Here is a 25,194-nt window from a genome sequence, read left to right as displayed (position 1 = left end):
ACGACGGCATTGCGACGAGTGGGCAAACGGCACCACACTGGTAACGGACAAGCACCAATAGATGGCTTATAGTGTGCTAATAACGCGCTGAATTAACGGGAAGCAAAATGGATATGATCAGCGCATTGCGCGTGTTTAACGCCGTCGTGAGCGGTGGCAGTTTCACCACCGCTGCTGAGATGCTCGATCTCTCACGCCCGCGGGTTAGCAAACACATCGCCGAACTGGAACAGCATTTCGGCGTGCGCTTGCTGCAGCGCACGACGCGCTCGATGACGCTGACCGAGGCAGGGCGTGAATGCTATGCCTTCAGTCAGCGCATCACCGCCGAATGCCAGGCGCTGGAGGAGTATATGGGTAATCAAGGGCAACCGGGCGGCACGTTGCGTATCAGCGCGCCGCACCCATACTGCCGCGCCGAGCTGGCGACCATCGTGGCGGCTTATCAACGTCGCTATCCGCGTGTCGCGGTTGAGTTTTGCCTCAGCGATCAGTTGGTCAACCTCATTGAGCAGGGCATCGACGTGGCGATCCGCGTGGCCAATTTGTCAGACTCCACTCTGGTGGCGCGCCGGTTGTGCGACATTCCGCGGATTCTCTGCGCCTCGCCCGACTATTTGGCGAAACATGGCGCACCCACCTCACCGCAAACGTTGCGCGACCACAACTGCCTGATGTATTCATTGTTGCCGCGTACGGAACAATGGGAATATCTAGATGCGCAGGGCCGAGCGGTAGAAGTACCGGTGTTCGGCACGCTGCGCGCCAACAGCGGCGATGCGCTGCTAGCCAGCGCGCTTGAAGGCCGGGGCATTATCCTTGAACCGGAGTTCGTGGTCAGGGAAGCGCTGGCCGCCGGCGCGCTGGTCAGGGTGATGGCAGAATACGTCTGGACCAGTCGTTCACTGTATGTGCTGTATGTTAACCGGCGCTACCTGCCGGTTAACATACGCAGTTTCGTGGACTTCCTGGCAGAATATTATCAGCGTGCGGCGTTCTCCCCCGGAGGCTGATCGCTTTCGGGGGAACACTGAGCGGCCTCGGTAATCAAAGCCCGAGCCGCATGTTCATCCGCGAGCATCTCCAACAGCAACAGATTGAGCCGCGCCAGAAACAGCGCCAGCGCTTCACCGGTGAAACGACCGGCAGTCTGTTCGAAATGGCGATAGATCTCATCGCGTTGACGGTCGTTCAGCTCAGCGTTCATCGGTATTCTCCTCGTAGCCACTTGGGTTACCACAGGCGCGCAGCAATGCCTGCTCAATCTGTTGGGTCATGGCCGTTTCGTCTCGCCCCCAACGCCAACACACGTGGCCATCCGGCCGAATCAAATACAGGGCGCCTTGCGCCGTGCTGTAAGCGGTATGCAGCCGCCCGTGTGGATCCTCCACGTCACCGGCATCGCCGTGACGTGGACGCCCCGGCAAACCGACGGTGACGATGCGCAGTGGATAACGCGCCTGCAACGCCTGTGCCGGCGGTGTTGTTTCACCATATTCCTCTTGCGCCGGGAAGCGCAGCAGGGTGAAGCAGCGCGCATCGAGTAGCCCAGTCAAGGCCTGAGGGCGCTCATCCCGTAACAGCGGATACTCGGTCAGCACCGCACCCACTGCCGGCCCAGGCAAATCACCGTTCGTCGGGGTATTTAGCGATGAGTCCGCATAACGGATGCTGTGGGTCTGGCGCGGATTGATCAGCGACGAAAATTGCGGATGACGGGCCGCCAGCGACAGCACTGCGTTGCGTAGCGTGGCGCCGCCGGGCGTAGAGGGGCACATGAACTCCGCGCTGCGGCTTGCGCTATCGGCATTTTCGCGCCAGGCGCCGCGGCGTTCATGGGAGTAGCTGTCCAGAAGATGTTCCGGCGCACGCCCTTGCAGAACATAGGCCAACTTCCACCCCAGGTTGTAGGCGTCGTCCAGGCCGCCGTTGAGACCGCGCACGCCGAAGATCGGCACAACGTGTGCCGCATCGCCAACGAATAACACCCGACCGTGGCGGTACTCATCCAACGACAGCGCCTTGGCGTTGTACATGCTGATCCAGATCGGTCGCCATTTTCCCGTTTCGCCGACCATCTTCAGAAAGTCTTCCACGACCGGCAGCACGTTTTCCGGTTTCAGCCCCTCTTCGTCGCTGACGTTGTCCTCCAGCAGGTAGTCGATGCGCCAAATGTTGTCGGGCTGGCGATGCATCCACATCGGTCCGGGGCGGAGCGGCGTTTCGAACCAGACCCGGCGCTCTGCCGGCGTTTCGCTTTCCAGTTCGATATCAATGATGGCGAAACGGCCTTTGTGCGCCCGGCCTTGCATATGCAATCCCAGTTGTTCCCGCATACGGCTGCGGCCGCCATCGCAGGCGAGCAGCCATTCGGTTTCGAGTCGATAATCAACGCCCGCCGCCTGAACCGACACGCTGACCCCATCGTGTGACGAGACGATGCGTTGCACCTCCGAGCCCCAGCGAATTTCGATCAAATCGTCATTGCGCATCGCTTCATCCAGCAGGAACTGCTCGATGTAGTACTGCTGCAAATTGATCATTGCCGGAAATTGCTGGTTGTCATCCAGCAGCATGTCGAACTGCATCACCTGTTCACCCTGATAAAAGCTGCGGCCGCGCGTCCAGGCTAACCCTTTGTCGATAAAGGCGTCGGCCACGCCAAGTTTATCGAGGATCTCGAGGCTGCGCCGTGAGATACAGGCCGCCCGGCTGCCGATGCATACCTGAGTGTCGTTTTCCAGGATCAGCGAGGCGACGCCTTGCCGCGCCAGCGCCAATGCGGTGGCCAGACCGACCGGCCCACCGCCGACAATCGTTACCTGATGGCGATGCGTCTCGCGATCGCCCTCCCGCGGCGGTAACCGAGCCGGGTATTGTTGATAATGAAATTCGCCAATCACGTTATCGGGTTGCATCATCTGTCTCCTTATCGCACTGTCACTCGTTTGCCGGCGCTACCAGCGAGCTGAAAGAATGGCGCGCTACGCCGGCCTGGATCGGCATCACCCAGTCGGGTAATTGTTGGGTGATCTCTACGTCTCTCAGCACCAGTTGATCGAGGAAATCGCCGAGATGCTCCATCGCCTCCGAACGCGCGTCGTGCAACACCATCACCGTCCAGGCTTGGCTGGCGACGTCCTCCAGCGCACGCGCTACCCAGGCGTGGGTCGGCAGTTCCCAGTCGCGCGGCACTGAATTCCACAGTACCAGGGTAAAACCCTGCTGCTGCAGAACCTCGATGGCTTCTTGGTTCAGCACGTGAGGCCCGAGAATGCCTTTGCCGGCATAGGGGCGAAACAGCGGGGGCGATTCGCCGTAGGCGCCGAGCCGGGCTTGTCCTTCGACAATCTCATAGCGAGCGAAGCCCGGGGCGCCCAACCCCAAAGGCAGCGAGTGAGTCAGGGTGTGAATGCCGACGCGGTGTCCGGCCTGTTTGACGGCGGCGACTAGCGCCTCGCCGCCTTCTGCGGCGATCTTCTCGCCGATGGGGAAGAAGTTAGCCAGAATTCGACGTTCTGCCAGCGTTTTCAGCACCAGCGGGGTGCCCACCGGATGGGGGCCGTTGTCAAACGTCAGCGTCAGTTTTTTATGCATTATTTCGCTCCTCGAGGCTTGCCAGCATCATATCGACCGCGCGTTCCGCCACCATGATGGTTGGCGCATTGGTATTGCCTGCCGGAATGCGTGGGAACACCGAGGCATCCGCGATGCGAACGCCGCTAATGCCTCGCAAACACAGTTTTAAATCCACGACCGAATCCGCCGGTTCGGCACCCATGCGACACGTGCCGATGGGGTGGTACTCGGTTTTCCCGTGTTGGCGCACGAACTCTGCCAACTGTTCATCGCTGCGCTGATCCGGCGTCGGTAGCAGCACGCGGTCGATCACATTGGCTAATGCAGGCGCCTGAAAGAGCCGTAATCCCAAATGCACCGCCCTGATTTGCGCGGCGACGTCCGCTTCCTCGGCCAGATAATTCAGACGAATATCCGGCAACGAACGCGGGTTGCTGTCCCGCAGCCGTACTTCACCACGTGCGAGTGGCCGCAGGTGGGCCAGCTTCAGCGAGACTGCATGCTGGCACTGAGCCTGTCGGCCTTTGTCGTCCACGTTGTCTGCCGCCGCCAGCCCCATGAGTTGCACGTCAGGACGTTCATCATCGCCGGTGGCGAAAAAGCCACCGCACTCCAGCAGATTGGAGGCGCAAATGCCGCGTTTGAACAGCAGCCATTCCAGGCCGTTCGCCAGCGCTTTGACGCCCTTGTCTTGTCCGAGCAGGCTGATGGGCTGTTTCAAGGTGGCGATGACGGAGAAGTGCAGGTGATCCTGCAAGCGTTGGCCGACCAGGGGGCTGTCGAGTGTGGGTTTTATGCCGACCTCGCGCAAATGCTCTGCCGGGCCGATGCCGGACTGCATCAACAGCTTTGGCGTGCCGATGGCGCCGGCGCACAGCACGATCTCGCGAGCCGCCATTGCCTGCCGGTGTTTGCCGTCAGCATCGACGTAGGCAACGCCCACGGCGCGATCGCGCTCTAACAGCAGGCGCTCCACCTGAACGCCGGTCATTACGTGAAGATGGGGCCGGCGGCGCATCGGCGTCAGATAGGCCGTGGCGGTGCTGCAGCGTTGCCCCTGAAAGGTGGTCGTTTGATAAAAACCGATGCCCTGTTGCTGCTTACCGTTGAAATCCAGGGAATAGGGATAGCCCAGCTCTTGTCCTGCTTTGACGATGGCATAGCTCAGCGGGTGGCGGTAACCGGAGTCGCTGACTTTGAGATGGCCGCGATCGCCGTGGTATTCATCGTGCAGGCTCTGGTTGCACTCCGCTTTGATAAAATAGGGCAGTACATCGCGGTACCCCCAGCCGGTGCAGCCATCGAGCTGCTCCCAGTCATCGTAGTCCTGCGCATGGCCGCGCACATACAGCTGTCCGTTCACCGAGCTGCCGCCGCCTAATACGCGCCCTTGCGGTATGCCCATTGCCCGATGGTTCATATAGGGTTCATCGTCGCTTTGGTAGGGCCAAATCAGCTTGCCGACGATCTCCGGAAAACCGGCCGGCATTCGGATGAACAGGTTTTTGTCTTCCTGCCCGGCCTCTAGCAGCAGAATGCGCGCGGAGGTTTTTTCCGCCAGCAAACCGGCGATTACGCAACCGGCGGAACCGCCGCCCACCACAATATAGTCATATCGTTCGTTCTCTTGCATGCGCTCTCCCTGAAGTGGGGTGATAGTGAAAATGCCAGAAATACGAAAAAATATATTTTTTATAATAAAGAATATTTTTTGTTGATGTCTATATTTTTTATCGCTAGCATGACATTTAAGCAACATCACCATGCTCAGCGATGGGCTTATCTGGCGACAGGAGAGAGCGGTTATGGATATGAAGCTGGCGGATAAACACGCTCTGGTTTGCGCGTCCAGCAGCGGTTTGGGGTATGCTTGCGCCGCCGCGCTGTTAAAAGAAGGGGCGAGCGTCTGGATCAATGGGCGCAATGCGCAGCGGCTGGAGGCGGCACGGCAACGACTCCAGGCCGAAATCGGCGGGCAAGTGCAGGCGGTGGTCGCCGATATCACCACGCAAGAAGGCCGTGCGGCCCTGCTGGCCGCCTGTCCGGACGCCGATATTCTGGTCAATAACAATGCTGGTCCAGAGCCGGGCAACTTCTTCGATTTCGATGAACACGCGTGGCTTGACGCGCTGCAAGGAAATCTGCTTGCTGCGCTGATGTTGATCCGCGCGCTGGCGCCGGGAATGCGGGCGCGTAAATTCGGCCGCATCATCAATATTACGTCGGCTATGGTCAGCACGCCGCGTGCCCACATGACGCTGTCTGCCGCCTCGCGCGCCGGCCTGACGGCGGCCTGCAAGGGGTTGTCGCGCGAGTTCGTCGCCGATAATGTCACGATCAACAATCTGTTGCCCGAGCGTTTCGATACGCCGCGTCAACAGCAGATGGCGCATATCGCCATGGAACAACGCGGTATCACCTTTCAACAGGCGCGGCAGAGCCAGATAGACTCCATTCCTGCCGGGCGCATGGGATTGCCGCAGGAGTTCGGCGCCGCCTGCGTCTACCTGTGCAGCGAGATGAGCGGGTACATGACCGGACAAAACATGCACCTGGATGGCGGTGCCTATCCCGCCCTGTTATAGCGAAGCAACCAAAAGAGAGGGCAATGAACATGAAATCCACGGAAAGCCCGCTGCAGCAACAGGGGGAGTTCAAGAGCCTGAGCGGCGCTGCGGTGGCATTGATCCGTCGCCGCATTATCGATGGGCAGTATCAACCCGGCAGCAAGCTGGTGATCGGCAATATTTCCGCCGAACTGGACATCAGCCCCGGCCTGGTGCGCGAAGCGCTGTCGCGGTTGGTGACCGAAGGCTTGGTGATCGCCCATGAACAGCGGGGATTCCGGGCCAGCGAGGTGTCGTTGAAGGAGCTGCAGGACATTACCGCCAACCGGCAAATGATCGAAACTCACGCGCTGCGGCTATCTATCGCCAACGGCGACGCCGAATGGGAGGCAGGGATCGTCGCCGCGTTTCACCGCCTCAAACGCAGCCCGCGTCTGGAAAATGAGGGGCAAACGCACGCCTGGAGCCAGCTTCACTATGCGTTTCATCGCAGTCTGCTGATGGCCTGCGGTTCACCGTGGATGCTGCGTTTTTCCGATCTGTTGTTCGATCAGTCTGAACGTTATCGCCGCTTGCGTTTTGGCTATGAACTGGCCGGCGCAGTGCCGGAGCGGGATGTGGACGGCGAGCATCAGGCGATTATGGACGCCACGCTGGCGCGCGACACGGATCGAGCGATCGAACTGTTGGCCCGGCACTATCAAGATACCGCGCAGCGAATTATTGAACAGACGGACAACCCCGCTCTCACCGGTGGCTCCCCACGCTAGGAGATCCCATGCGAATCGTCAGTTTTATTGCCAATGGGCGCACCGGTTACGGCCTGCTGCGCGGAGAGAATGAGATTGTGGACGGCAGCGCCATACTGCCTTACCCCGATGTTCGCAGTGCGCTGGCCGCCGGTGGCATTGAGGCGTTTGCACCGCTGCGCGACGCGCCGGCCAGCCTGAAGGCCGATGAGGTGAGCTGGCTGCCGCCGATCGTCAATCCGGAGAAGATCTTGTGCGTCGGCCTCAACTATCGCCCACATCTGCGGGAAACGGGCCGCGAAGCACCCGGCCATCCGACGCTGTTTCTGCGGTTGCCCGCCTCGCAGGTCGGTCAGGGGCAGCCGCTGCTAATCCCGACGGAATCGGCGCAGCTTGATTATGAAGGCGAGTTGGCGGTGGTGATCGGCCAGGGCGGGCGCCGCATAGCCGAACGCGACGCCATGCGCCATGTCGCCGGTTATGCCTGTTATAACGACGGCAGCGTGCGCGACTGGCAGCGCCACAGTTCGCAGTTTACCGCCGGCAAGAACTTCAGCGGCACCGGCGCCTTCGGCCCATGGTTGCTGAGCGCCGATCGCATTCCTGAACCGAGCGCGCTGCAGTTGGAAACCCGCGTCAACGGCGAGGTTATGCAGCAGGCATCGCTGGCGGAACTGATCTTCTCTATTCCGGCGTTGATCGCATACTGTTCGACCTTTACCACGCTGGCGCCGGGCGACGTGCTGGTAACCGGCACGCCCGGTGGCGTAGGCGCTTTCCGTCAGCCGCCTGTCTGGCTACAGGCCGGCGATCGGGTCGAGGTGGCGATCGCCGGCCTGGGCACGCTCAGCAATCCGGTCATGCACGATACCGGCGCCTGACGGCGCTTGCTAGCCCCCGATGAAACAGGAGGAGTACGATGGCTGATATTAACATTCTGCCGCAGGTTTCCGCCTTTTTGGCGCAGGATCATGGACAATTTATTGATGGGCAGTATCGAGCGACGCCCAACGTAGAGCGTTTGCCGGTGGTGAATCCGGCTAACGGCAGGACGATAGCCGATGTGGCTGCGGCTTCTGCCGACGACGTGGATCGGGCACTGGAGAGCGCCGGGCGTGCGTTGCAGGGAGACTGGGGCCGCTGTCTGCCCGCGCAACGCCAGCAAATTTTACTGCGCCTTGCCGATCTGCTCGAGGCGCATCGCGAGGAGTTTGCTCAACTGGAGACCTTGACCAATGGCAAACTGATCGGCGACGCGCGTCGCTTCGAGGTTGACCATACCTGCGTTTTTATCCGCTATTACGCAGGCTGGGCCACTAAGCTGCATGGCGAGACGCTGGCGCCGTCCATCCCTTCGTTCGCTGGCGAGCAGTACACCGCCATGACCTACCGGGAGCCAGTCGGGGTGGTGGCGGCGATCGTGCCCTGGAACTTCCCGTTGATGATCGCCATCTGGAAAATCGCCGCCGCGCTTTGCACCGGCTGCTGCATTGTGGTCAAACCGAGTGAGTTCGCACCATTGACGCTGCTGCGTCTCGCTGAGCTGGCTCATCAGGCCGGCGTGCCCGCAGGGGTATTTAATGTGGTCAACGGCGGACGTCAGGTCGGGCAGTGGCTGATAGAACATCCGCGCGTCAACAAAGTCAGTTTCACCGGTTCCGTGCCTGCCGGTATCGCTATCGGTCAGGCGGCGCTCAAAGCCGATCTGACCCGCGTGACGCTGGAACTGGGCGGCAAAAATCCGGCGGCATTTCTCGCCGACGTCGATGCCGAGCGGGCGGTAGACGGCATCATGCTCGCCGGGCTAGTGCATCAGGGGCAGGTTTGCTCGTCCGCCGAGCGCTTTTATATCCACGCATCGCGCTTCGACGAAATCGTCGAGCGGGTAATCGCACGCGTCGAAACGCTGCGCATCGGTTCGCCGCTGGATGAAGCGACGCAGTACGGGCCGCTGGCCAACCAACCGCATTTTGCCCGCATGCAGGCGCTGTTCGAACGGGCACGGCAGGGCGGCCAGGTGTTGAGCGGTGGGCAGGCGCTGGTGGGGGACGGGTTTTACGTCACGCCGACGGTGATCCGCGCCAACGGGCATGACGATCCGCTGATGCGAGAAGAGGCCTTTGCCGGCGTGCTGAGTTTCATGCCGTTCGATGATGAAGAACAACTGCTGCAGTGGATGAATGACAGCGCCTACGGTCTGTCCGCCAGTCTCTGGACCAATGATTTCAGCAAAGCACTGCGCCTGATGCGGCGCATTGAGGCGGGCATGGTGTGGATCAACTCGCACACCATCATGGATCCGGCCGTACCGTTCGGTGGCTGGAAGGCTTCCGGTATCGGTCGTGAATTCGGCAGCGCGTTCATTGAGTCCTACACCGAGCTGAAATCCGTCATCATGTGCTACTGAGCTCCTCGGAACCGGGGCCGTGTGCCCCTAAGGAACGGTAATGAGCCGAATACCGGTTACCCAGTATGATCCGCCATTCGCCATCACACGCGCAAGCCATCTGGTGTTGACCTCGCAAGACCTGGCCGCCAGCGAGCGGTTTTACACCCAGGTAGCAGGCATGGTGTTGACTCACAAGGACGATCGCCATCTGTATCTGCGCGGTTTGGAAGAGGCCTGTCATCACAGTTTGGTGATCGCCTACAGCAAAGCGGAGCCGCACTGCGAGCGCATTGGCCTACGGGTGTTTCAGGAAAAGGATCTGGCTGCGGCCAAGCGGTTTTTGGATCTGCAAGGCCTTGATAATCACTGGGCGGAGGTGCCGTTTCAGGGGCTCACCCTGCATTTCACCGATCCGGTAGGCACACCGATTGAACTTTGCGCCAGTATGCCGGTGATGCCGCGCTTGCACCATCAGGTGCATTTGTACCGCGGCGGCAGCGCCCAACGGCTGGACCATTTCCAGCTGCATACACCCTATGTGCAGCGGGCGGCCGAATTTTATATGACGCAGTTGGGATTTCGCGCCTCGGACATTTATATGAACGAGCAAGGGATGGGTGCCGCCTTTTTGCAACGCAAGGGCAATACGCAGGATTTGGTGTATCTGCATGGGCCGGGGCCGCGTTTGCATCACTTCGGCTATACCATTCCCGATTCGCAGGAGATCCTGCGCGCCTGCGATACCGCCGGCAACCTGGGGTTCGGTGACGCGGTGGAGCGTGGGCCGGGCCGACACGGTATGGGGCACGTGCTGTTCGTCTATCTGCGCGATCCTGACGGGCACCGCCTCGAGCTGCATAACACGCCGTATCAGATGATCGATATCGAGCTGGGGACTAATCTGCTTGAGGCGGATCAACGCCAGCAACTGTTGCCCTGGGGGCTGCCGCCGCAGCGCAAATGGGTAGCGGAAGCCAGCACGTTTGCCGGCGCGGCGATCGAGCATCCTTCAGGCGGCGGCTATCCGCTGGTGCTGGAAGAGTACCTGTCGCGTATTTGAGGGAATAAAAAAGCCGATAACGCAAGTTATCGGCTTGAGTGGCAGACTGCGCGACGTTACGCCGGCAGCTGCTGCGCGGTTTTCTCGACCAGCGCCAGCAACAGCTTGATGTCTTCCAGCGTCACGATCGGGTTCAGCAGCGTCATCTTCAGGCAGGTTACGCCATCGAACTCGGTCACGCCGACGTTGGCGCGGCCCGATTCCAGCAGGGCGTCGCCGATGCGCTGGTTGAACAGGGCGACGGCCGCGTCGCCGTTCGCCGCCAGCTGCGCCGGACGGTAGCGGAACAGCACGCTGGCCAGCTGCGGCTGCATCACCAGTTCCAGCGATTCCTGATCGGCGATGTAACGCGCCACCTGTTGCGCCAGCGTCACGCCATGATCGATGATCTCGGCGTATTGCTTCTGCCCCAGCGCCTCCAGCCCCATCCACAGCTTCAACGCATCGAAGCGGCGGGTGGTTTGCAGCGACTTGGACACCAGGTTCGGCACGCCTTGCGCTTCGTCGAACTCGGAGTTCAGGTAGGCCGCCTGATAGCGCATCAGCTCATAGTGACGCTCGTCTTTCAGCAGGAAGGCGCCGCAGCTGATGGTCTGGAAGAACTGCTTGTGGAAGTCCAGGGTAATGGAGTCCACCAGTTCCAAGCCGTCCAGGTAGTCGCGGTACTGCTCGGAAAGCAGCAGCGCGCCGCCCCAGGCCGCATCCACGTGTACCCAAATCTGCTGCTGCGCCGCCAGCCGCGCGATGTCGCGCAGCGGGTCAATGGCACCGGCGTCGGTGGTGCCGGCGGTGGCGACAATCGCCATCACCTGCTCGCCGTTGGCCTTGGCCTGCGCCAGTTTTTCCGTCAGATCGTTCACGTCCATGCGGGCGAAGCGATCGGTTTTCACCAGGGTGACGGATTGATAGCCGAGGCCCATCAGCGCCATGTTCTTCTGCACCGAGAAGTGGGCATTTTCAGAACAGAACACCTTCAGCTTGCGCAGATCGCCCACCAGGCCGTCCTGCTGCACGGAGTGGCCCTGACGCGCGAAGAATGCATCGCGCGCCAGCATCAGCCCCATCAGGTTGCTCTGGGTGCCGCCGCTGGTGAACACCCCGGCGTCGCCGGGCTGGTAACCAACCTGGGCGCGCAGCCATTCGATCAGCTTCATTTCGATCAGCGTGGCCGACGGGCTCTGATCCCAGGAATCCATGCTCTGGTTGGTGGCGTTGATCAGCACTTCGGCGGCCTGGCTTATCACCAGGCTCGGGCAGTGCAGGTGCGCCACGCACTGCGGGTGGTGCACCGACAGGCTGTCTTTCAAAAAGTACTCGATGGCGCGATCGATCGCCGCCTGGTTGCCCAGGCCTTGCGGGGTGAAGTCGAGCTTGATGCGTTCGCGCAGTTCGGCAACGCTTTTGCCCTGATACATCTCGGGCTGTTGCAGCCACTGCACGACGGCTTCACTGCTCTGCGCGATCGCCTGGCGGTAAGCCTCGGCGCTGTGCGCCGAGGAAGCCAGAATCGGGTTTAACTTGGACATCGCGGTCATTCGCTCCAATCAGACTGGCTTGACGCCGGCGGCCAACAGCGCCTGCTCAAATTTATCCAGGAAAATACCCAGCTCATCGTTGGTGATCAGCAGGGAAGGCAGCAGACGCAGCACGCAACCATTGCGCCCGCCGCGCTCCAGGATCAAACCGGATTCGAAGCACTTTTTCTGCAGCAACGCGGACAGCTCGCCATCGGCCGGGTAGCAGCCCATGTGATCCTGCGCTTCGTTCGGCTTGACGATCTCGATGCCGATCATCAGGCCCAGGCCGCGGACGTGACCGATCACCGGATACCGTTTCTGCAGCTCGGCCAGTTTGCCTTTCAGCCACTCGCCCTGCGCGGCCACTTTGTCGGCGACCTGGTGCTCTTTCAGGTATTGCAGGGTGGTCAGGCCGGTGGCCATCGCCAGCTGGTTGCCGCGGAAGGTGCCGGTGTGGTGACCCGGTTCCCAGGCGTCGAACTCTTTCTTGATGCCCAGCACCGCGAGCGGCAAGCCGCCGCCGACCGCTTTCGACATCACGATGATGTCCGGCTCGATGCCCGCGTGTTCGAAGGCGAACAGTTTGCCCGTACGGGCGAAACCGGCCTGAACTTCGTCGATGATCAGCAGAATGCCATGCTCCTGCGTCACTTTGCGGATGCGCTGCAGCCACTCGGCCGGCGCCGGGTTAACGCCGCCTTCGCCCTGAACGGCTTCCAGGATCACCGCCGCCGGTTTGCGCACGCCGCTTTCCACGTCGTTGATCAGGTTGTCGAAGTAGTAGGTCAGCGCCTTGACGCCGGCTTCGCCGCCGATGCCCAGCGGGCAGCGGTATTCATGCGGGTAAGGCATGAACTGCACTTCCGGCATCATGCCGTTGATCGCCGCCTTCGGCGACAGGTTGCCGGTGACCGACAGCGCGCCGTGGGTCATGCCGTGATAACCGCCGGAGAAGCTGATCACGCCAGAACGGCCGGTGTGCTTTTTCGCCAGCTTCAGCGCGGCTTCCACCGCATCGGCGCCGGACGGGCCGCAGAACTGCAGGCAATATTCTTTGCCTTCGCCCGGCAACAGAGAGAGCAGGTAATCGGAGAAACGATCTTTTAATGGGGTCGTGAGATCGAGAGTATGTAACGGCAAGCCGCTGGTAATGACATTTTGGATGCTTTGCAGGACGTCGGGGTGATTATGTCCAAGAGCCAACGTTCCCGCCCCGGCCAGGCAATCAAGATATTGATTATTCTCAACATCAGTGATCCAAACGCCCTGGGCTTTCGCAATTGCCAACGGCAATTTGCGCGGATAACTCCTAACATTCGACTCAAATTCGGCTTGGCGCGCCAAATAGGTTTCATTGTTTCCGTTTAATGAGTTTGCAACTAAAGTATCAATACGGACTTTATCCGTCATCATATCTCTCCTACAACCGAAGGTCTCAAGACGCAACGATTGAATTAATGAATTAGAAAAGTAACTGCCTTGTGAAAAGCGCGACCAATATATGGCTTTTTCGCCTGGGACTCAATAGCCGATTTTGTTTTGAATTGTTTAGTTTTTTCTTAGGCTCATCAATATGTTGTTGATTTGTTGACCGTTGGTTTTGCCGGCAAAAAACAACATTTCTTTAACATTACGTAAAAATGCTTTTCTGCTTTCCTTTGGCTGCTTCTTTAATGCATTTATTATTAAGGTGAATTTCCGATTAATAACATAAATAGAAAATAGCGGCTTATTTTCATCTATTCACCACCTTAAGTCCTAAAGCGGTTATATACACAAAATTTGTGATGAATATAAGCAGCCGAGCGTTAAAAGCGCAGTATCCAGAGCGGTGATTTCTTGCAGATTTTACGTAGCGCGATCAAAAAAGCGGGATTTTTGTGCGGCCGCCGGCGTGTCTGCCGGCGCCGCGGTCATTAACGTTGCCGTAACCAGGCGTGGTAACGCTGCAGGATACGGCGGGTACGCCACTGATCGACGACCAGCGTGAACAGCGGCGAGTAGCGCACATTGCGCGGCCGATCGTCACTCAACGCGCGCATCCGGCGCTTGACCAACGCCATGCGGGCGAGCGACGCCATCACCTTGCTGCGCCAGGTGATCGGGGCAGGCAGCGCATGGGGGGCCGCGCCGGTTTGCCAGTGCCGCGGCAGATCGGGCATTTCCGCCATGGCGGTAGCGATGCCGACGACCGCGACGCCGCTGTCCAGCACCCGCTGCGCCACCGACGGGCGGGCGATGCCGCCGGTGGTCATCACCGGCATGCGCGCGACGGCGGCAAGATCGCGGGCGAAGGTCAGAAAATAGGCTTCGCGCGCCAGAGTGCGGCCGTCCGCCGTGTCGCCTTGCATCGCCGGGCTTTCGTAGCTGCCGCCGGACAGTTCGATCAGATCGACCGGCAACTCGTTCAACATCAGCACCACCTGGCGGGCATCGTCCGATGAAAAACCGCCGCGCTGGAAATCGGCGGAGTTCAGTTTGACCGCCACGCAAAATTCCGGCGAGACGCGCTCGCGCACCGCACGCACTACCTCCAGCAGCAACCGGGCGCGGTTCGCCAACTCGCCGCCCCAGCGATCGTTGCGCTGGTTGGTCAGCGGCGAGAGAAACTGGGAAATCAGATAGCCGTGCGCCGCGTGGATCTCCACGCCGGTAAAACCGGCCTGTTCGGCGGCGTGCGCGCTGGCGGCGAAGCGCGCGATCACCTCGGCAATCTGCGCTGCATCCATCGCCTGCGGCTGGGCGAACAGCTTGCTGTGCTTGCCCATCGCCAGCGGGATGGCGGAGGGCGCCCACGCGTTACCGCCCATGTTCGCCATCACCTGCCGGCCCGGGTGGTTAAGCTGCATCCACACCTGCGCGCCGCCCTGGCGCGCGGCCTTGGCCCAGGTTTCGAACGGGGCGAGCGGCGTGTCCTGTTCCAGCACCACGCCGCCGGGGCCGGTCATGGCGCGGCCGTCGATCATCACGTTGCCGGTGATGATCAAGCCGGCGCCGCCTTCGGCCCAGTAGCGGTATAAGCGCCACAGCGCCGGGCCGGGCAATTGGCCCGGGGCGGCCAGATTTTCTTCCATCGCCGCCTTGGCCAGACGGTTGGATAAACGGCTGCCGTTGGGCAGTGTCAGTGGGGTAAACATCGGTTTGCGCTCCTGTCGTACGGGGAATGGCGCTATACTAGGTTTAAAGTTAACTTTAAGGTCAATAGGGCATGAAGATCGGAGAATTGGCGCAGCGCGCCGGCATGGCCGCCTCGGCGATACGCTACTACGAGCAGTTGGGGTTGTTGCCGAAACCGGTGCGCGGCGTCAACGGCTATCGGGTGTACGGCGACAGCGCGCTGGAGCGTTTGCACCTGATCCAAATCGGCCAGAATCTGGGTTTTTCGCTGCAGGCGATCCAACGGGTGCTGGCGCTGCAGGGCAGCGCTTATCAGGATGGGTTGATACGTGGCGTCGATGAACGGCTGGCGGAGATCGAGCTGATGATGGCCACGCTGAATGAACAACGAGAAACCTTGCTGACGACCCGGCTGACCTTATTGGCGTCCGGTGTGGCAGGGCTGTGCCAAACCAAGGGCGAAAAACAGGCCGACGCATCGCCGGCCCGGCCGGCAAAGCTTAGCGGCGTTTAAAGGCGGAACGCCCGGCATACACCGCCGCGGCGCCCAACTGGTCTTCGATGCGCATCAGCTGATTGTATTTTTCGATGCGCTCGCCGCGGCTCGGCGCGCCGGTTTTCAGATGGCCGGCTCGCATCGCGATCGTCATGTCGGCGATAAAGCTGTCGACGGTTTCACCGCTGCGGTGCGAGATAAAGGTGCCCCAGCCGTTCGCCTGGCAGAGCTGTACGGCGGCGAAGGTTTCGCTCAGCGTGCCGATCTGGTTCAGCTTGATCAGCGCCGCATTGGCCAACCGTTCATCAATCCCGCGCTGGATGTATTTCACGTTGGTGACGAACAGATCGTCGCCGACCAGCTCCACCTGGTCGCCCAGGGCATCGCTCAGAATACGCCAGCCGGCCCAATCGTCTTCGGCCAAGCCGTCTTCAATCAGCACGATGGGGAAGTCCTGCACCAGCCGTTGGTAATAGGCCGTCATCTGGGCTGCGTCCAACTCGAGGTTCTCGCTGCGCAGACGGTACTTGCCGTCTGCGTAGAATTCGCTCGAGGCCGGATCCATGCAGATCGCGATATCTTCTCCCGGCCGGTAGCCGGCTTTTTCTATCGCCTGCACGATCAGCTCGAGCGGCTGGCGATTTGAGGCGACCGCCGGCGCGAAACCGCCTTCGTCACCGACGCCGACCGACAGGCCTTTTTCCAACAGGATTTGGCGTAGCGCCTGATAAACTTCACTACCCCAGCGCACGGCCTCGCGCAGCGACGGCGCGCCCAGGGGAGCTATCATAAACTCCTGAAAGTCCGCCCCTTGCCACCGGGCGTGCACGCCGCCGTTGATGATATTCATGCAGGGCACCGGCAGCAGGTTGGCGCCGATGCCGCCCAGATAACGATACAGCGGCAGCTGCGACAATTGCGCCGCGAGGCGGGCGGCGGCCAGAGAAACGCCGAGCAGGGCGTTGGCCCCCAATCGGCTCTTGTTCTCGCTGCCGTCCAGCGCGATCAGCCGGCGGTCAATCTCCGCCTGTTGGCGCACATCCACCCCGAGTAGCGCCTCATTGATCGCCGTTTTGACGCTGTGCACCGCCTCCAGTACGCCTTTGCCGCCGAAACGGTGCGGATCGCCGTCGCGGTGCTCCACCGCCTCGCGCGACCCGGTGCTGGCTCCCGAAGGCACCGAAGCCCGGGCCACGACGCCCGCCGCGCTCATGTCAACTTCGACGGTCGGGTTGCCGCGCGAATCCAGGATCTCTCTGGCGGTTACGCTTTCAATCTCATAGCTCATGGGTAGTCACCTCGTTCTAGGGAGTGGGAACGTGTTTTATCAGCACGTCGATGGATAAATGGTTGATGAATTCGAAACCGAAGGAGGCAAAGACGCCAAACGGACGGTTCTGATGGCCGAGCAACAAAAGATCGACGCCTTCACGGGCAATCAGGGCTTCGACGTCTTTGAAGCGATGGATGCTGACGATTGCGCGCACCTCCAGGGGGATTGAGCAGTCTTCCACCAGGCGGCTGAGCATGGCTTTGGCGGCGATCACCTCGCTGGACTGGCGATCTTTGGTTTGCGCATCGCTGAGGTAGTCCAGCTCGGCATAGTCGGCGCTGATGTGCGCCACGGTAATGCGCGTATTCATCTGCTTATTGAGGCGTTCGGCATGGCGCAACAGCAGCCGGCCGTCGCGTTCATCCTGTACCAGCAGTAAAGCGTGTTGATAGAGCGGCATGACTTATCTCCCTGCGTTAGCGATCTGGATGGTTAACCACGGTAAAACCTCTTTTTTTCGGCTCGTCATATCGGGCAGCGATACCTGACGAATGCCGAGCACCCGGTTCGACGAGAAATACAGGGTGGAGCGGCGGCGGGTGATATCGGTGACCAATAGTGCAGCCATCTCCAGCCCGGCTTCCTGCTTCGCTTGTTCAAGCGCCTGTTGCAGTGCGGGCAACAGCGGATCGATGTCGCTCATGGCCCGCACTTCTATCTGCGACAGCAGCAGCGAAACGGTATGGATGCGGTAATTCTTGGCGTCGCGCTGCAGCAACTGCGGGGCGGATTGCCCGGAGAGATCGGTTTTGGCGGCCAGCAGCCCGGCGATGAAAGCGTCATAGTCGACGTGAGAGATTGCGCGCAACCGGGTGACCGCCAGCCGATCCTGTTCCGTGGTGGTCGGCGCACTGAGCGCGACGGTGTCGCTCAGGATAGCTCCCAGCAGCAAGTGGCCTGCGCGGCGCTAAGTGGCATCGGCCTTTCTGCCGTCAGGATCTGCAGGATCACGGTGGCGCAACAGCCGACGGCGCGCACCCAGACATCGGGCGGGTTGCGGGTGACTAACGTGCCCAGCCGGTGATGGTCGATAACGCCGACCACGTCGCTGTCGGGCAATGAGGCCGGGCCTTGTTCGATATCGGTAAAGTCGACCAGCCAGACTTTGCGGTCACGGAGATCGTCTGTCAGCAGCGCAGGTGCTTGTACGCCGGCGGCAGCCAGTATGTAGCGGGTTTCCGGCGTGAGGTCGCCTAGGCGGAAAGCCACGGCCGGTTTGCCTAGGTGATTGAGCCAGTCCGCGACCACCAGCGCGCTGCAGATGCTGTCGCTGTCGGGATTTTTATGGCCGAAAACGTACAGGGGCATTTCCCGCGCGACGGCATCGGGCTGGAACGGAAAAGGGGTAAGACGTGAGATTTCATTCATAGCGACTCCTGACATACCTGCCTAAAAAATAAAGCGAAGTTGTATATCAGGCGTCATCATCCGGTTCGAGTGAACGCGGCGGTTGGGAAAGGTGGAACACCATCACCTCGTGAACGACTGTAGCGCAGCGCGGGGGTAAACGCAACGTCCGGCAAAGCTGGCGAGAATGCGCAATCGGATTGATACTGAGTGAGTCTATGATGGACAAGGATATTTGTCGCTACCGACGGATAGGGCGAACGGACTCACGCCGGCTGGCTGCGCCGGAACCGTGGGTGACACAATGGGAGACAACATGTTCGAACCCTGCTTCCCCGAAAACGAAGCCGAACGCCTGTCGGTATTGAATTCGCTGAACGTGCTGGATTCAAACTCGGTGGAAAAACTGGATCGCATCACGCGGCTGGCGGCGAAATACTTCGGCGTGACCATTGCGCTGGTGTCGCTGATCGACCGGGATCGCCAATGGTTTTTATCGCGCTACGGTCTGGATGCCCGGGAAACGCCGCGCAATATTTCGTTTTGCGGCCATGCGATCTTGCAACGCGAAGCGCTGGTGGTGCCCGATACCGCCAACGACCCGCGCTTTTTCGATAATCCGCTGGTGATCGGCGGGCCGAGGATCGGTTTCTACGTCGGGCAGCCGCTGCTGTCGCTCGACGGGCTGCCGCTCGGCACCCTGTGCATTATCGACAGCCACCCGCAGCCGTTTTCCCCGGAACAACTGGCCGATCTGCATGATTTCGCCGCCGTGGTGGAGGAGTATCTGCAAAGTATTGAGCGCCACGTCTATACCGAAAACCTGAAGTCCGACCTGCAGCGCACGGAGGCCCTGTTCGAACAGACCTTCGCCCAGGCGGCGGTAGGGATGGCGCTGGTTTCGCTGCAGGGGTATTGGCTGCGGGTGAACCCGCGCATCTGCGAAATGCTGCACTATTCCGAGCGCGAACTGATGGATCGCACCTTCCAGGACATTACCTATCCGCTCGATCTCAATACCGACCTGGAAAAGCTGCAGCAGCTGTTGAAAAATGAAATCAGCACCTACTCGATGGAAAAACGCTATTTCCGCGCCGACGGCTCGATCGTTTGGGTGCAGCTGACGGTGGCGCTCAATCGCTTGCCGAACGGCAAACCGGACCATTTCATCTCGGTTATCGTCGATATCAGCGAGCGCAAGGCGGCCGAGGCCGATCTGTTCGCGTTGCAGCATGAGCTGGAGGAACGCGTCGAAACCCGCACGCGGGAGCTGAACGTGGTGGTCAAAAAACTCAACGAAGAGATTGAAACCCGCGTGCTCGCCGAATATCAGCTCAGTGCGGAGAAGGAGCGTCTGCGCGCCATTACCGACAACATGCCGGCCTTAATCAGCCAGATCGACGGCAATGAACGCTACCTGTTCGCCAACAGCGCCTACAAAACCTGGTTCGGTCTGGAGGAGTCCAGCCTCAGGGGGATGACGGTGCGCGATTTCATGGGGGAAAGCGTTTATCGGATAGCAAAGCCGATGATCGAACGGGCCCTCGCGGGCGAAATGGTGAGTTTTGAGAATGAGCTGCAGACCCGGCAGGGGCTGCTGATGATCCACACCACGCTGGTGCCGTGCGAAGCGCAGGGCTTTTACATTCTCGCCATGGACATCACCGAACTGAAGCGGCTGCAGCAGCGGCTGGAATATGACGCGACCCACGACATGCTGACCGGATTGACCAACCGCCGCGCGTTTCTGCGCCGGTTGTCGGGCACGCTGCAGGCCTGTTGCCATCAGCGGCAGATGGCGCTGCTGTTTATCGATCTCGACGGCTTCAAAACCCTTAACGACAGCTATGGCCATGATTTCGGCGACGCGATCCTGAAAACCTTCGCCACGTTGCTCAGCGCCTGCGCCGGCGAGCGCCACAGCGTCTCGCGTCTGGCCGGTGACGAGTTCACGGTGATCCTGTGGCCGTTGACGGATCCGCGGCGCGAGGTCAGCGAGTTTTGCGAAAACGTGTTGGCGCAACTGGCCACAATTACGCAGATCGGGCCGCAGAAGGTACGGCTTTCCGCCAGCATCGGCGCGGCCATTTCCCCACGCGGCGATGTGACGGAGGAGATGCTGCTGACCCGCGCCGACGGCGCGATGTATCAGGCGAAATCGGCCGGAAAGGGCACTTACGCCATCTGCGAGCTGTGAGCGTGCAACCGCGGCGGTGTCAGGGTAAGCTGTTTTTTCTTTTCCTGTGAGCAGAACTCCGGACTGATTGCATGGCGTCAAATCATCAACATAAAGACTGGCTCGAATTGCGACGCGATGACGAAACCGGTATTGAGAGCGTCAACGCTCACTTTCAGGGGCATGCCTACGATCCTCACGATCATGATGAAATGCTGGTGGGCGTCACGCAGCAGGGCTTGCAGCGTTTCCATTGCCACCGCTCGCTGCATACCAGCCGGCCGGGGCGCGCCATGCTGATCGAGCCGGGCGCGGTGCACGATGGCCATGCGCCGCAGGCCGAGGGGTTTACCTATGCGATGCTTTATCTGCCGCAGCGCTGGGTCTCCGACGCGATGAGCCGCCGCGGATTGGGGGACGCTTCGGTGCTGGAAGGCGCCTTCCACAGCACGTTGACCGACGATCCGATGCTGGCGACCGCGATCCACCAGGCGTTTTTTGCGTTGCATCAGGGGGAAGGCCGGCTGGCGCGCGATCAAAGCCTGGATCAACTGCTGACGCTTTTGGCACGCCATATTCGCGTTCGGCCAACTTCCCAAAGCGATGACGCTTTAATTGAGATGAATCGCTTGCGGGACTATTTGCACGAGCACATGGCGGATAACCCCAGCCTGGATGAACTTGCTCTTCAGTGCGGCCTGGATCGTTTCCGCCTGACTCGCCAGTTCACCCGGGCTTTCGGCCAGTCGCCGCACGCTTATTTGGTTCGGTTGAGGCTGCGGGCCGCACGCTTGCTGTTGGCGCAGGGGGAAGAACCGGCGCAGGTCGCCATGCAGGTGGGTTTTGCCGATCAGAGCCATTTGGGCCGCTGGTTCCAGCGCGCCTACCGATTATCGCCGGCGGCCTATCAACGCCAGTGCACAAACGTTCTATACCGTTGACTTGCCATCTCCGATGATGCGCGTTTAACAGCACAACGGAGTAGAGCGAAATATGTTTGATACCAAGATAGCGTTTATCGTGCGTGACGATCTGCCAACCTGGCAGCGGCTGAACGTGGTGGCCTTTCTGGCGACGGGCATCGCCGCCGCGGCCCCGGAAATCATCGGCGAGCGTTACGTGGATGCGCAGGGCAGACGCTACGGCGCCATTTCCGGGCAGCCGATGCTGATTTTCGCCGCGGATCTGCCGGGCCTGCAAAATGTGCATCGCAAAGGATTGGAGCGGGAATTAACGCTGATCCCCTATGTGCACGCCATGTTCGCGACCGGGCACGATGAAGCCAACCGCCAGGTTTTTCGCGCTGAAGACGCGGACAATCTGGATTTGGTCGGCCTGGGGCTGCGCGGGCCGAAGAAAGCGGTGGATAAGGCGATAAAAGGCCTGGCGCTCCACGGCTAGGGCTGGAAAGTGCGCCGCCCGGCGGCGAAAGCAGGGGGCCAGTCCCATGCCGTCTGAATGGCGGTATGGGGGCTTTGGCGGCAACACTTGAAATGAGGTTCGGGCATCATTAAATGATAAGAACCGCGGTTTTTTGCGCCGTCGGCGAGGCTCTTATATATTTAGTAGCATGCCTGAGGCAGGTTAGGCATGAAACGGCGGTCGGTCGGGCCGCTGCAAGTACGACAGTTAATCCGTTCGCCAAGAGGCTGCGAGCCTGTGCTTTCGGTAGGGACAGCCGCCAATCGTTTTTACGGCGACCGAAGGCGGAGCAGCTACTCACAGGTCACGAGGACACTTACCATGCATAAGAGAACACTGGCGTCACTGCATTACGAAAACATGCCTTACGATGGGGTACACTTTCATATTTTGAAACGGGAAACGCCTGGCCATACGGCGTTGCTGAAGCTGGATGCGGGCAGCCGGCAACCGGCGCGTTTTCATCCGGGCTGGGTGAAACTGATGGTGCTGAGCGGTGAACTGAAGGTTGACGATCAGACGTTGCAACCCCATGAGATGTTAATCATTCCTGCCAATACCGCCTATACGGTACAGGCCATTACGGAAGTGATTTGTCTGGCGATTTCCGAGCTGGACGGTGCCGAGCTGGCCCGTTGATGAAATAACAACTCTGGATGGAGGAGAGCCTAGGCGCTCTCCCTATCCCTTCAGCATTAAGCCGCCCCCCCGGGCTGAGCTGCCTGCTGATTGATGCGTATACCTCCTGATTATGCCACCGCGCTTTCCCTATCCATCACTTTCGGCCACGTCGCCCCCGCAACGAGCCGCCATTGCGCAGCGCATGCGCAACGCCTGCGTTTTACGCAGAACGATGAAATTTTGGTGTAAATAGTGAGTTTCTTCGCATAAGGCCCCTGGTGTGGCTTGCGACAGCGTCACTATATGGAGGATCATGCGGCCTCTCTATCAAATAAAAGACATTCGCGTTATCAAAAGGGACAAACGACCATGGGATTCGAAGTCGACAACGCCGAAACGAAACGCATCGACCTCAGCAGCCACGAAAACTCCTCGTTCGAGGTGACGGGGCTGGTGAAACACTATCCGGCGGGCTTCGTCATTCCTTACCACTCGCATAGGCGCTGCCATTTGCTCTATTCGCAGCAGGGCGTTATGGCAGTCGAGGCGAGCAGCGGGCGCTGGATCGTGCCGCCCACCACCGCAGTCTGGCTGCGGCCGGGGGTAGAGCATCAGATCGTCATGCAGAGCAACATCTGCGTTTACGGGATTTTGGTCGATGAAATCACCGCCGCGCGTTTGCCGCTGCGCGACGGCGTCTTGCAGGTCTCACCGCTGCTGCGAGAACTGATCGCTCAGCTGGCGACGCTGGCGCCCGAAGGGGCGGAGACCCAACGCAATGCGCTGCTCAGAGCGTTGTTCCTTGAGGAGTTGAGCCTGCAGCCGCAGCTGGCACTGCACCTGCCTTGGCCGGCAGAAGCGAGAATGGCCGAGATTTGCCGGCAGTTGGTCATCACGCCGGCTGACGATCGCGGCATTGAGGCCTGGGCCGATTCACTGTCGATCAGCGTAAAGACCTTTCAACGCCATTTCAGCCAACAAACCGGCATCACCTTCGGCCAGTGGAAACAGCGCCTGCGGCTGCTGTCGTCCATTCCGCTGCTGTTGGCCGGCCACTCGATCATCCACGCCGCCTTCGAAAGCGGTTACGAGAGCCACAGCGCCTATTCGGTGGCGTTCAAAAAACTGTTTGGTGTTTCGCCTTCGCGCTTTACGCTATAGCCTTATGGCATAGCGCGCTTCTCCTATAGATTGAAGCAACCTAATGACGTATAAAGCAAAGCAGTCAACCTCCGAGGCCGCTTCCTGTGATAAAAATTGTCGTGTATCTGATTCTCGCCGTGACGATCGCCATTATTGCGGCCAGAGTCATCTTTCGTTTGCCGAATATCTCCCAGCGTCTGCCGCAGGCGGCATTGCCGGCGGATCCTGCCGCCCAGCTGCCGGCGCGCGCCGCCGAACTGATGGTGGCGCATCCGGGCCTGAGCGGCGTGGTGCCGCTGGCCAGCGGGCACGATGCCTTCGCCAGCCGCCTGGCGCTGGCGCGGATGGCGGAAAGGTCGATCGACGCCCAGTACTACATCTGGCATAACGACACCTCCGGGCAGATCCTGCTGAAAACCCTGTATGACGCGGCTCAACGCGGCGTGCGCGTGCGGCTGTTGCTGGACGATAACGGCGTCGCCATGGACGAGACCCTGGCGGCGCTGAACGCCCAGGAAAACGTCGAGATCCGCCTGTTTAACCCGTCAACCGTGCGCACGCCGAAGCTGGCCGGCTACGCCTTTGACTTTATGCGCATGAACCGGCGCATGCATAACAAGTCTTACATCGTCGACGGCGCCGTGGCGATCATCGGCGGCCGCAATATCGGCGACGAGTATTTCCAGGTCGGCGACGAAAACTATTTCCTCGATCTCGACGTGCTGAGCGTCGGCAACGTGGTGGCGGAGACCGCCGAGGTCTTCGATCGCTACTGGAACAGCGCGTCGGTGTTTGGCGTTGAGCAGATTATCCGGGGCAAAGGCGACCTTTCCGCCTTCCTGGCACAGGCCACCGCGACCGAAAGCAGCGAACGGGCCCGCAAACTGGCGGTGCAGCTGGAAACCAGCGCGGTGCGCTTTCGCGATGGCGTCGTCCAGCCGGAATTCACCCAGGTAGAGCTGGTGGCCGACGATCCGGCGAAAGGGCTGGGCAAGGCTTCGCGCGATCGTTTGATGGTGACGCAGCTGAGCAAGATTATCGGCGGCGTCGGCCGGCAACTGGATCTGGTCTCCGCCTATTTCGTGCCGGGCCGGGAAGGGGCGAGCTTTTTTGAATCGCTCGCCAAACAGGGAAAATCCATTCGCGTGCTGACCAACGCGATGAACACCACCGACGTGCTGGTGGTGCATGCCGGCTACGCCAAATACCGGCGTGAACTGCTGCAGGCGGGCGTCGAGCTGTTTGAGCTGAAGCTGCGCGCCGGCCAGCCGACGGGGCGGCAGGAACTCAAACCGCTGGGGCTGTCCGGCGCGGCGCTGCACGCGAAAACCTTCGCCATCGACGATAAACGGGTGTTTATCGGCTCGTTCAATTTCGATCCGCGATCGGCGCACCTGAACTGCGAAATGGGCTTCTTGATCGACAGCCCGACGCTGGCGGCCGACACCCGCCAGCTGTTTGATGGCCCGCTCGAGTACGCCGCCTACCGCCCGGCGCTGACGCCCGCGGGCAAAATGGTCTGGAACGAAGCCTTCGAAGACGGCCACACCGAGATCCATCAGCAAGAGCCCGGCGCCGGCTGGGTAAAACGCATCGTTCTCATCGTGGCCGGCTGGCTGCCGATCGAATGGATGCTGTAACGGCGCGGCGGGAGGGAAAAGCGCCCCTGTCTCAGGCA

General features: G+C 60.4%; 22 protein-coding genes, 1 pseudogene and 1 riboswitch. Of the genes and pseudogenes, 13 read left to right on the top strand and 10 right to left on the bottom strand.

Features of this window, described 5'->3' with window-relative positions; all coding sequences use genetic code 11:
* The first annotated feature begins 107 nt into the window (after positions 1 to 107).
* Positions 108 to 1,013, top strand: coding sequence for a LysR family transcriptional regulator (locus ACF8MC_RS03875; protein WP_033653171.1), 906 nt, complete (start codon positions 108 to 110; stop codon positions 1,011 to 1,013).
* Here ACF8MC_RS03875 and ACF8MC_RS03870 read toward each other — a convergent pair.
* From ACF8MC_RS03870 to ACF8MC_RS03855, 4 genes are read right to left on the bottom strand one after another with little or no spacing between them, the layout of a single operon-like run.
* Positions 983 to 1,207 (bottom strand): hypothetical protein, encoded by a 225-nt coding sequence (locus ACF8MC_RS03870; RefSeq protein WP_033653170.1) that lies wholly within the window; start codon positions 1,205 to 1,207, stop codon positions 983 to 985. The genes ACF8MC_RS03875 and ACF8MC_RS03870 overlap by 31 nt on opposite strands.
* Positions 1,197 to 2,921 carry an FAD-dependent monooxygenase gene (locus ACF8MC_RS03865; protein WP_197817230.1) on the bottom strand — a complete coding sequence of 575 codons (1,725 nt, stop codon included), beginning with the start codon at positions 2,919 to 2,921 and terminating at the stop codon, positions 1,197 to 1,199. The genes ACF8MC_RS03870 and ACF8MC_RS03865 overlap by 11 nt, the downstream gene beginning before the upstream one ends.
* A 19-nt stretch (positions 2,922 to 2,940) precedes the next feature.
* The gene (locus tag ACF8MC_RS03860; protein ID WP_164104942.1) at positions 2,941 to 3,597 is read right to left on the bottom strand and encodes a polysaccharide deacetylase family protein; all 657 of its coding nucleotides are present in this window, start codon (positions 3,595 to 3,597) and stop codon (positions 2,941 to 2,943) included.
* A complete protein-coding gene (locus tag ACF8MC_RS03855) occupies positions 3,590 to 5,212 on the bottom strand; it encodes a GMC family oxidoreductase (RefSeq protein WP_033653168.1) in 1,623 nt (540 codons plus the stop codon). The genes ACF8MC_RS03860 and ACF8MC_RS03855 overlap by 8 nt, the downstream gene beginning before the upstream one ends.
* Positions 5,213 to 5,384: 172 nt before the next feature.
* On the opposite strand from ACF8MC_RS03855, the gene ACF8MC_RS03850 reads away from it, so the two are divergent.
* The 5 genes from ACF8MC_RS03850 to ACF8MC_RS03830 are packed head-to-tail and all read left to right on the top strand — an operon-like array spanning position 5,385 to position 10,344.
* On the top strand, positions 5,385 to 6,164 hold the full coding sequence (locus ACF8MC_RS03850) for an SDR family oxidoreductase (RefSeq protein WP_033653167.1): 780 nt from the start codon (positions 5,385 to 5,387) through the stop codon (positions 6,162 to 6,164).
* Positions 6,165 to 6,187: 23 nt separating this feature from the next.
* Positions 6,188 to 6,916: a GntR family transcriptional regulator gene (locus tag ACF8MC_RS03845; protein ID WP_101455603.1), complete on the top strand. Its 729-nt coding sequence runs from the start codon at positions 6,188 to 6,190 to the stop codon at positions 6,914 to 6,916.
* Positions 6,917 to 6,924: 8 nt separating this feature from the next.
* Positions 6,925 to 7,776 (top strand): fumarylacetoacetate hydrolase family protein, encoded by an 852-nt coding sequence (locus ACF8MC_RS03840; RefSeq protein WP_033653166.1) that lies wholly within the window; start codon positions 6,925 to 6,927, stop codon positions 7,774 to 7,776.
* 38 nt (positions 7,777 to 7,814) lie between these two features.
* A complete protein-coding gene (locus ACF8MC_RS03835) occupies positions 7,815 to 9,302 on the top strand; it encodes an aldehyde dehydrogenase family protein (RefSeq protein WP_033653165.1) in 1,488 nt (495 codons plus the stop codon).
* 40 nt (positions 9,303 to 9,342) lie between these two features.
* Positions 9,343 to 10,344: a VOC family protein gene (locus tag ACF8MC_RS03830; protein ID WP_101426916.1), complete on the top strand. Its 1,002-nt coding sequence runs from the start codon at positions 9,343 to 9,345 to the stop codon at positions 10,342 to 10,344.
* 56 nt (positions 10,345 to 10,400) lie between these two features.
* On the opposite strand, the gene ACF8MC_RS03825 is transcribed toward ACF8MC_RS03830, so the two are convergent.
* The 3 genes from ACF8MC_RS03825 to ACF8MC_RS03815 form a co-directional block, all read right to left on the bottom strand.
* The gene (locus tag ACF8MC_RS03825) at positions 10,401 to 11,870 is read right to left on the bottom strand and encodes an aspartate aminotransferase family protein (RefSeq protein ID WP_049235091.1); all 1,470 of its coding nucleotides are present in this window, start codon (positions 11,868 to 11,870) and stop codon (positions 10,401 to 10,403) included.
* Positions 11,871 to 11,888: 18 nt separating this feature from the next.
* Positions 11,889 to 13,271 carry a diaminobutyrate--2-oxoglutarate transaminase gene (locus tag ACF8MC_RS03820; RefSeq protein ID WP_072010260.1) on the bottom strand — a complete coding sequence of 461 codons (1,383 nt, stop codon included), beginning with the start codon at positions 13,269 to 13,271 and terminating at the stop codon, positions 11,889 to 11,891.
* 506 nt (positions 13,272 to 13,777) lie between these two features.
* On the bottom strand, positions 13,778 to 14,998 hold the full coding sequence (locus tag ACF8MC_RS03815) for an NADH:flavin oxidoreductase/NADH oxidase family protein (RefSeq protein WP_164104943.1): 1,221 nt from the start codon (positions 14,996 to 14,998) through the stop codon (positions 13,778 to 13,780).
* A 71-nt stretch (positions 14,999 to 15,069) separates the two neighbouring features.
* Here ACF8MC_RS03815 and ACF8MC_RS03810 point away from each other — a divergent pair, with 71 nt between their 5' ends.
* Complete coding sequence (locus ACF8MC_RS03810; protein ID WP_049196976.1) at positions 15,070 to 15,492, top strand: MerR family transcriptional regulator; 423 nt, start codon at positions 15,070 to 15,072, stop codon at positions 15,490 to 15,492.
* On the opposite strand, the gene eno is transcribed toward ACF8MC_RS03810, so the two are convergent.
* The 3 genes and pseudogenes from eno to ACF8MC_RS03795 all read right to left on the bottom strand — a co-directional run bounded on the left by eno (position 15,479) and on the right by ACF8MC_RS03795 (position 18,175).
* Positions 15,479 to 16,762: a phosphopyruvate hydratase gene (gene eno / locus ACF8MC_RS03805; protein ID WP_060436315.1), complete on the bottom strand. Its 1,284-nt coding sequence runs from the start codon at positions 16,760 to 16,762 to the stop codon at positions 15,479 to 15,481. The two genes, ACF8MC_RS03810 and eno, sit on opposite strands and share 14 nt — an antisense overlap.
* A gap of 16 nt (positions 16,763 to 16,778) precedes the next feature.
* A complete protein-coding gene (locus tag ACF8MC_RS03800; protein ID WP_164104944.1) occupies positions 16,779 to 17,207 on the bottom strand; it encodes a universal stress protein in 429 nt (142 codons plus the stop codon).
* A 3-nt stretch (positions 17,208 to 17,210) separates the two neighbouring features.
* A pseudogene (locus ACF8MC_RS03795) lies at positions 17,211 to 18,175 on the bottom strand (DHHA2 domain-containing protein).
* 40 nt (positions 18,176 to 18,215) lie between these two features.
* A riboswitch (Fluoride riboswitch) is annotated at positions 18,216 to 18,291 on the bottom strand.
* A 179-nt stretch (positions 18,292 to 18,470) separates the two neighbouring features.
* On the opposite strand from ACF8MC_RS03795, the gene ACF8MC_RS03790 reads away from it, so the two are divergent.
* The 6 genes from ACF8MC_RS03790 (at position 18,471) to ACF8MC_RS03765 (ending at position 25,156) form a co-directional block, all read left to right on the top strand.
* Positions 18,471 to 20,351 carry a diguanylate cyclase domain-containing protein gene (locus ACF8MC_RS03790; protein ID WP_164104945.1) on the top strand — a complete coding sequence of 627 codons (1,881 nt, stop codon included), beginning with the start codon at positions 18,471 to 18,473 and terminating at the stop codon, positions 20,349 to 20,351.
* A gap of 71 nt (positions 20,352 to 20,422) precedes the next feature.
* A complete protein-coding gene (locus ACF8MC_RS03785; RefSeq protein WP_033648316.1) occupies positions 20,423 to 21,271 on the top strand; it encodes an AraC family transcriptional regulator in 849 nt (282 codons plus the stop codon).
* A 52-nt stretch (positions 21,272 to 21,323) separates the two neighbouring features.
* Entirely contained in the window at positions 21,324 to 21,731 is a 408-nt protein-coding gene (locus tag ACF8MC_RS03780) for a DUF2000 domain-containing protein (RefSeq protein ID WP_060425755.1), read from the top strand.
* Between the two features lie 342 nt (positions 21,732 to 22,073).
* Positions 22,074 to 22,391 carry a cupin domain-containing protein gene (locus ACF8MC_RS03775; RefSeq protein WP_015377878.1) on the top strand — a complete coding sequence of 106 codons (318 nt, stop codon included), beginning with the start codon at positions 22,074 to 22,076 and terminating at the stop codon, positions 22,389 to 22,391.
* A 351-nt stretch (positions 22,392 to 22,742) separates the two neighbouring features.
* On the top strand, positions 22,743 to 23,534 hold the full coding sequence (locus ACF8MC_RS03770; RefSeq protein ID WP_049196970.1) for a helix-turn-helix domain-containing protein: 792 nt from the start codon (positions 22,743 to 22,745) through the stop codon (positions 23,532 to 23,534).
* Positions 23,535 to 23,620: 86 nt separating this feature from the next.
* Positions 23,621 to 25,156 carry a phospholipase D family protein gene (locus ACF8MC_RS03765; RefSeq protein ID WP_060425757.1) on the top strand — a complete coding sequence of 512 codons (1,536 nt, stop codon included), beginning with the start codon at positions 23,621 to 23,623 and terminating at the stop codon, positions 25,154 to 25,156.
* Positions 25,157 to 25,194: the final 38 nt, after the last annotated feature.

The sequence above is a fragment of the Serratia sp. LACPHL-BACT-2024-00286 genome (assembly GCF_043109535.1).
GTDB classification, from domain to species: domain Bacteria; phylum Pseudomonadota; class Gammaproteobacteria; order Enterobacterales; family Enterobacteriaceae; genus Serratia; species Serratia sarumanii.
The sequence above is the reverse complement of the archived record's forward strand: the minus strand, read 5'-3'. Positions and strand labels throughout refer to the sequence as shown.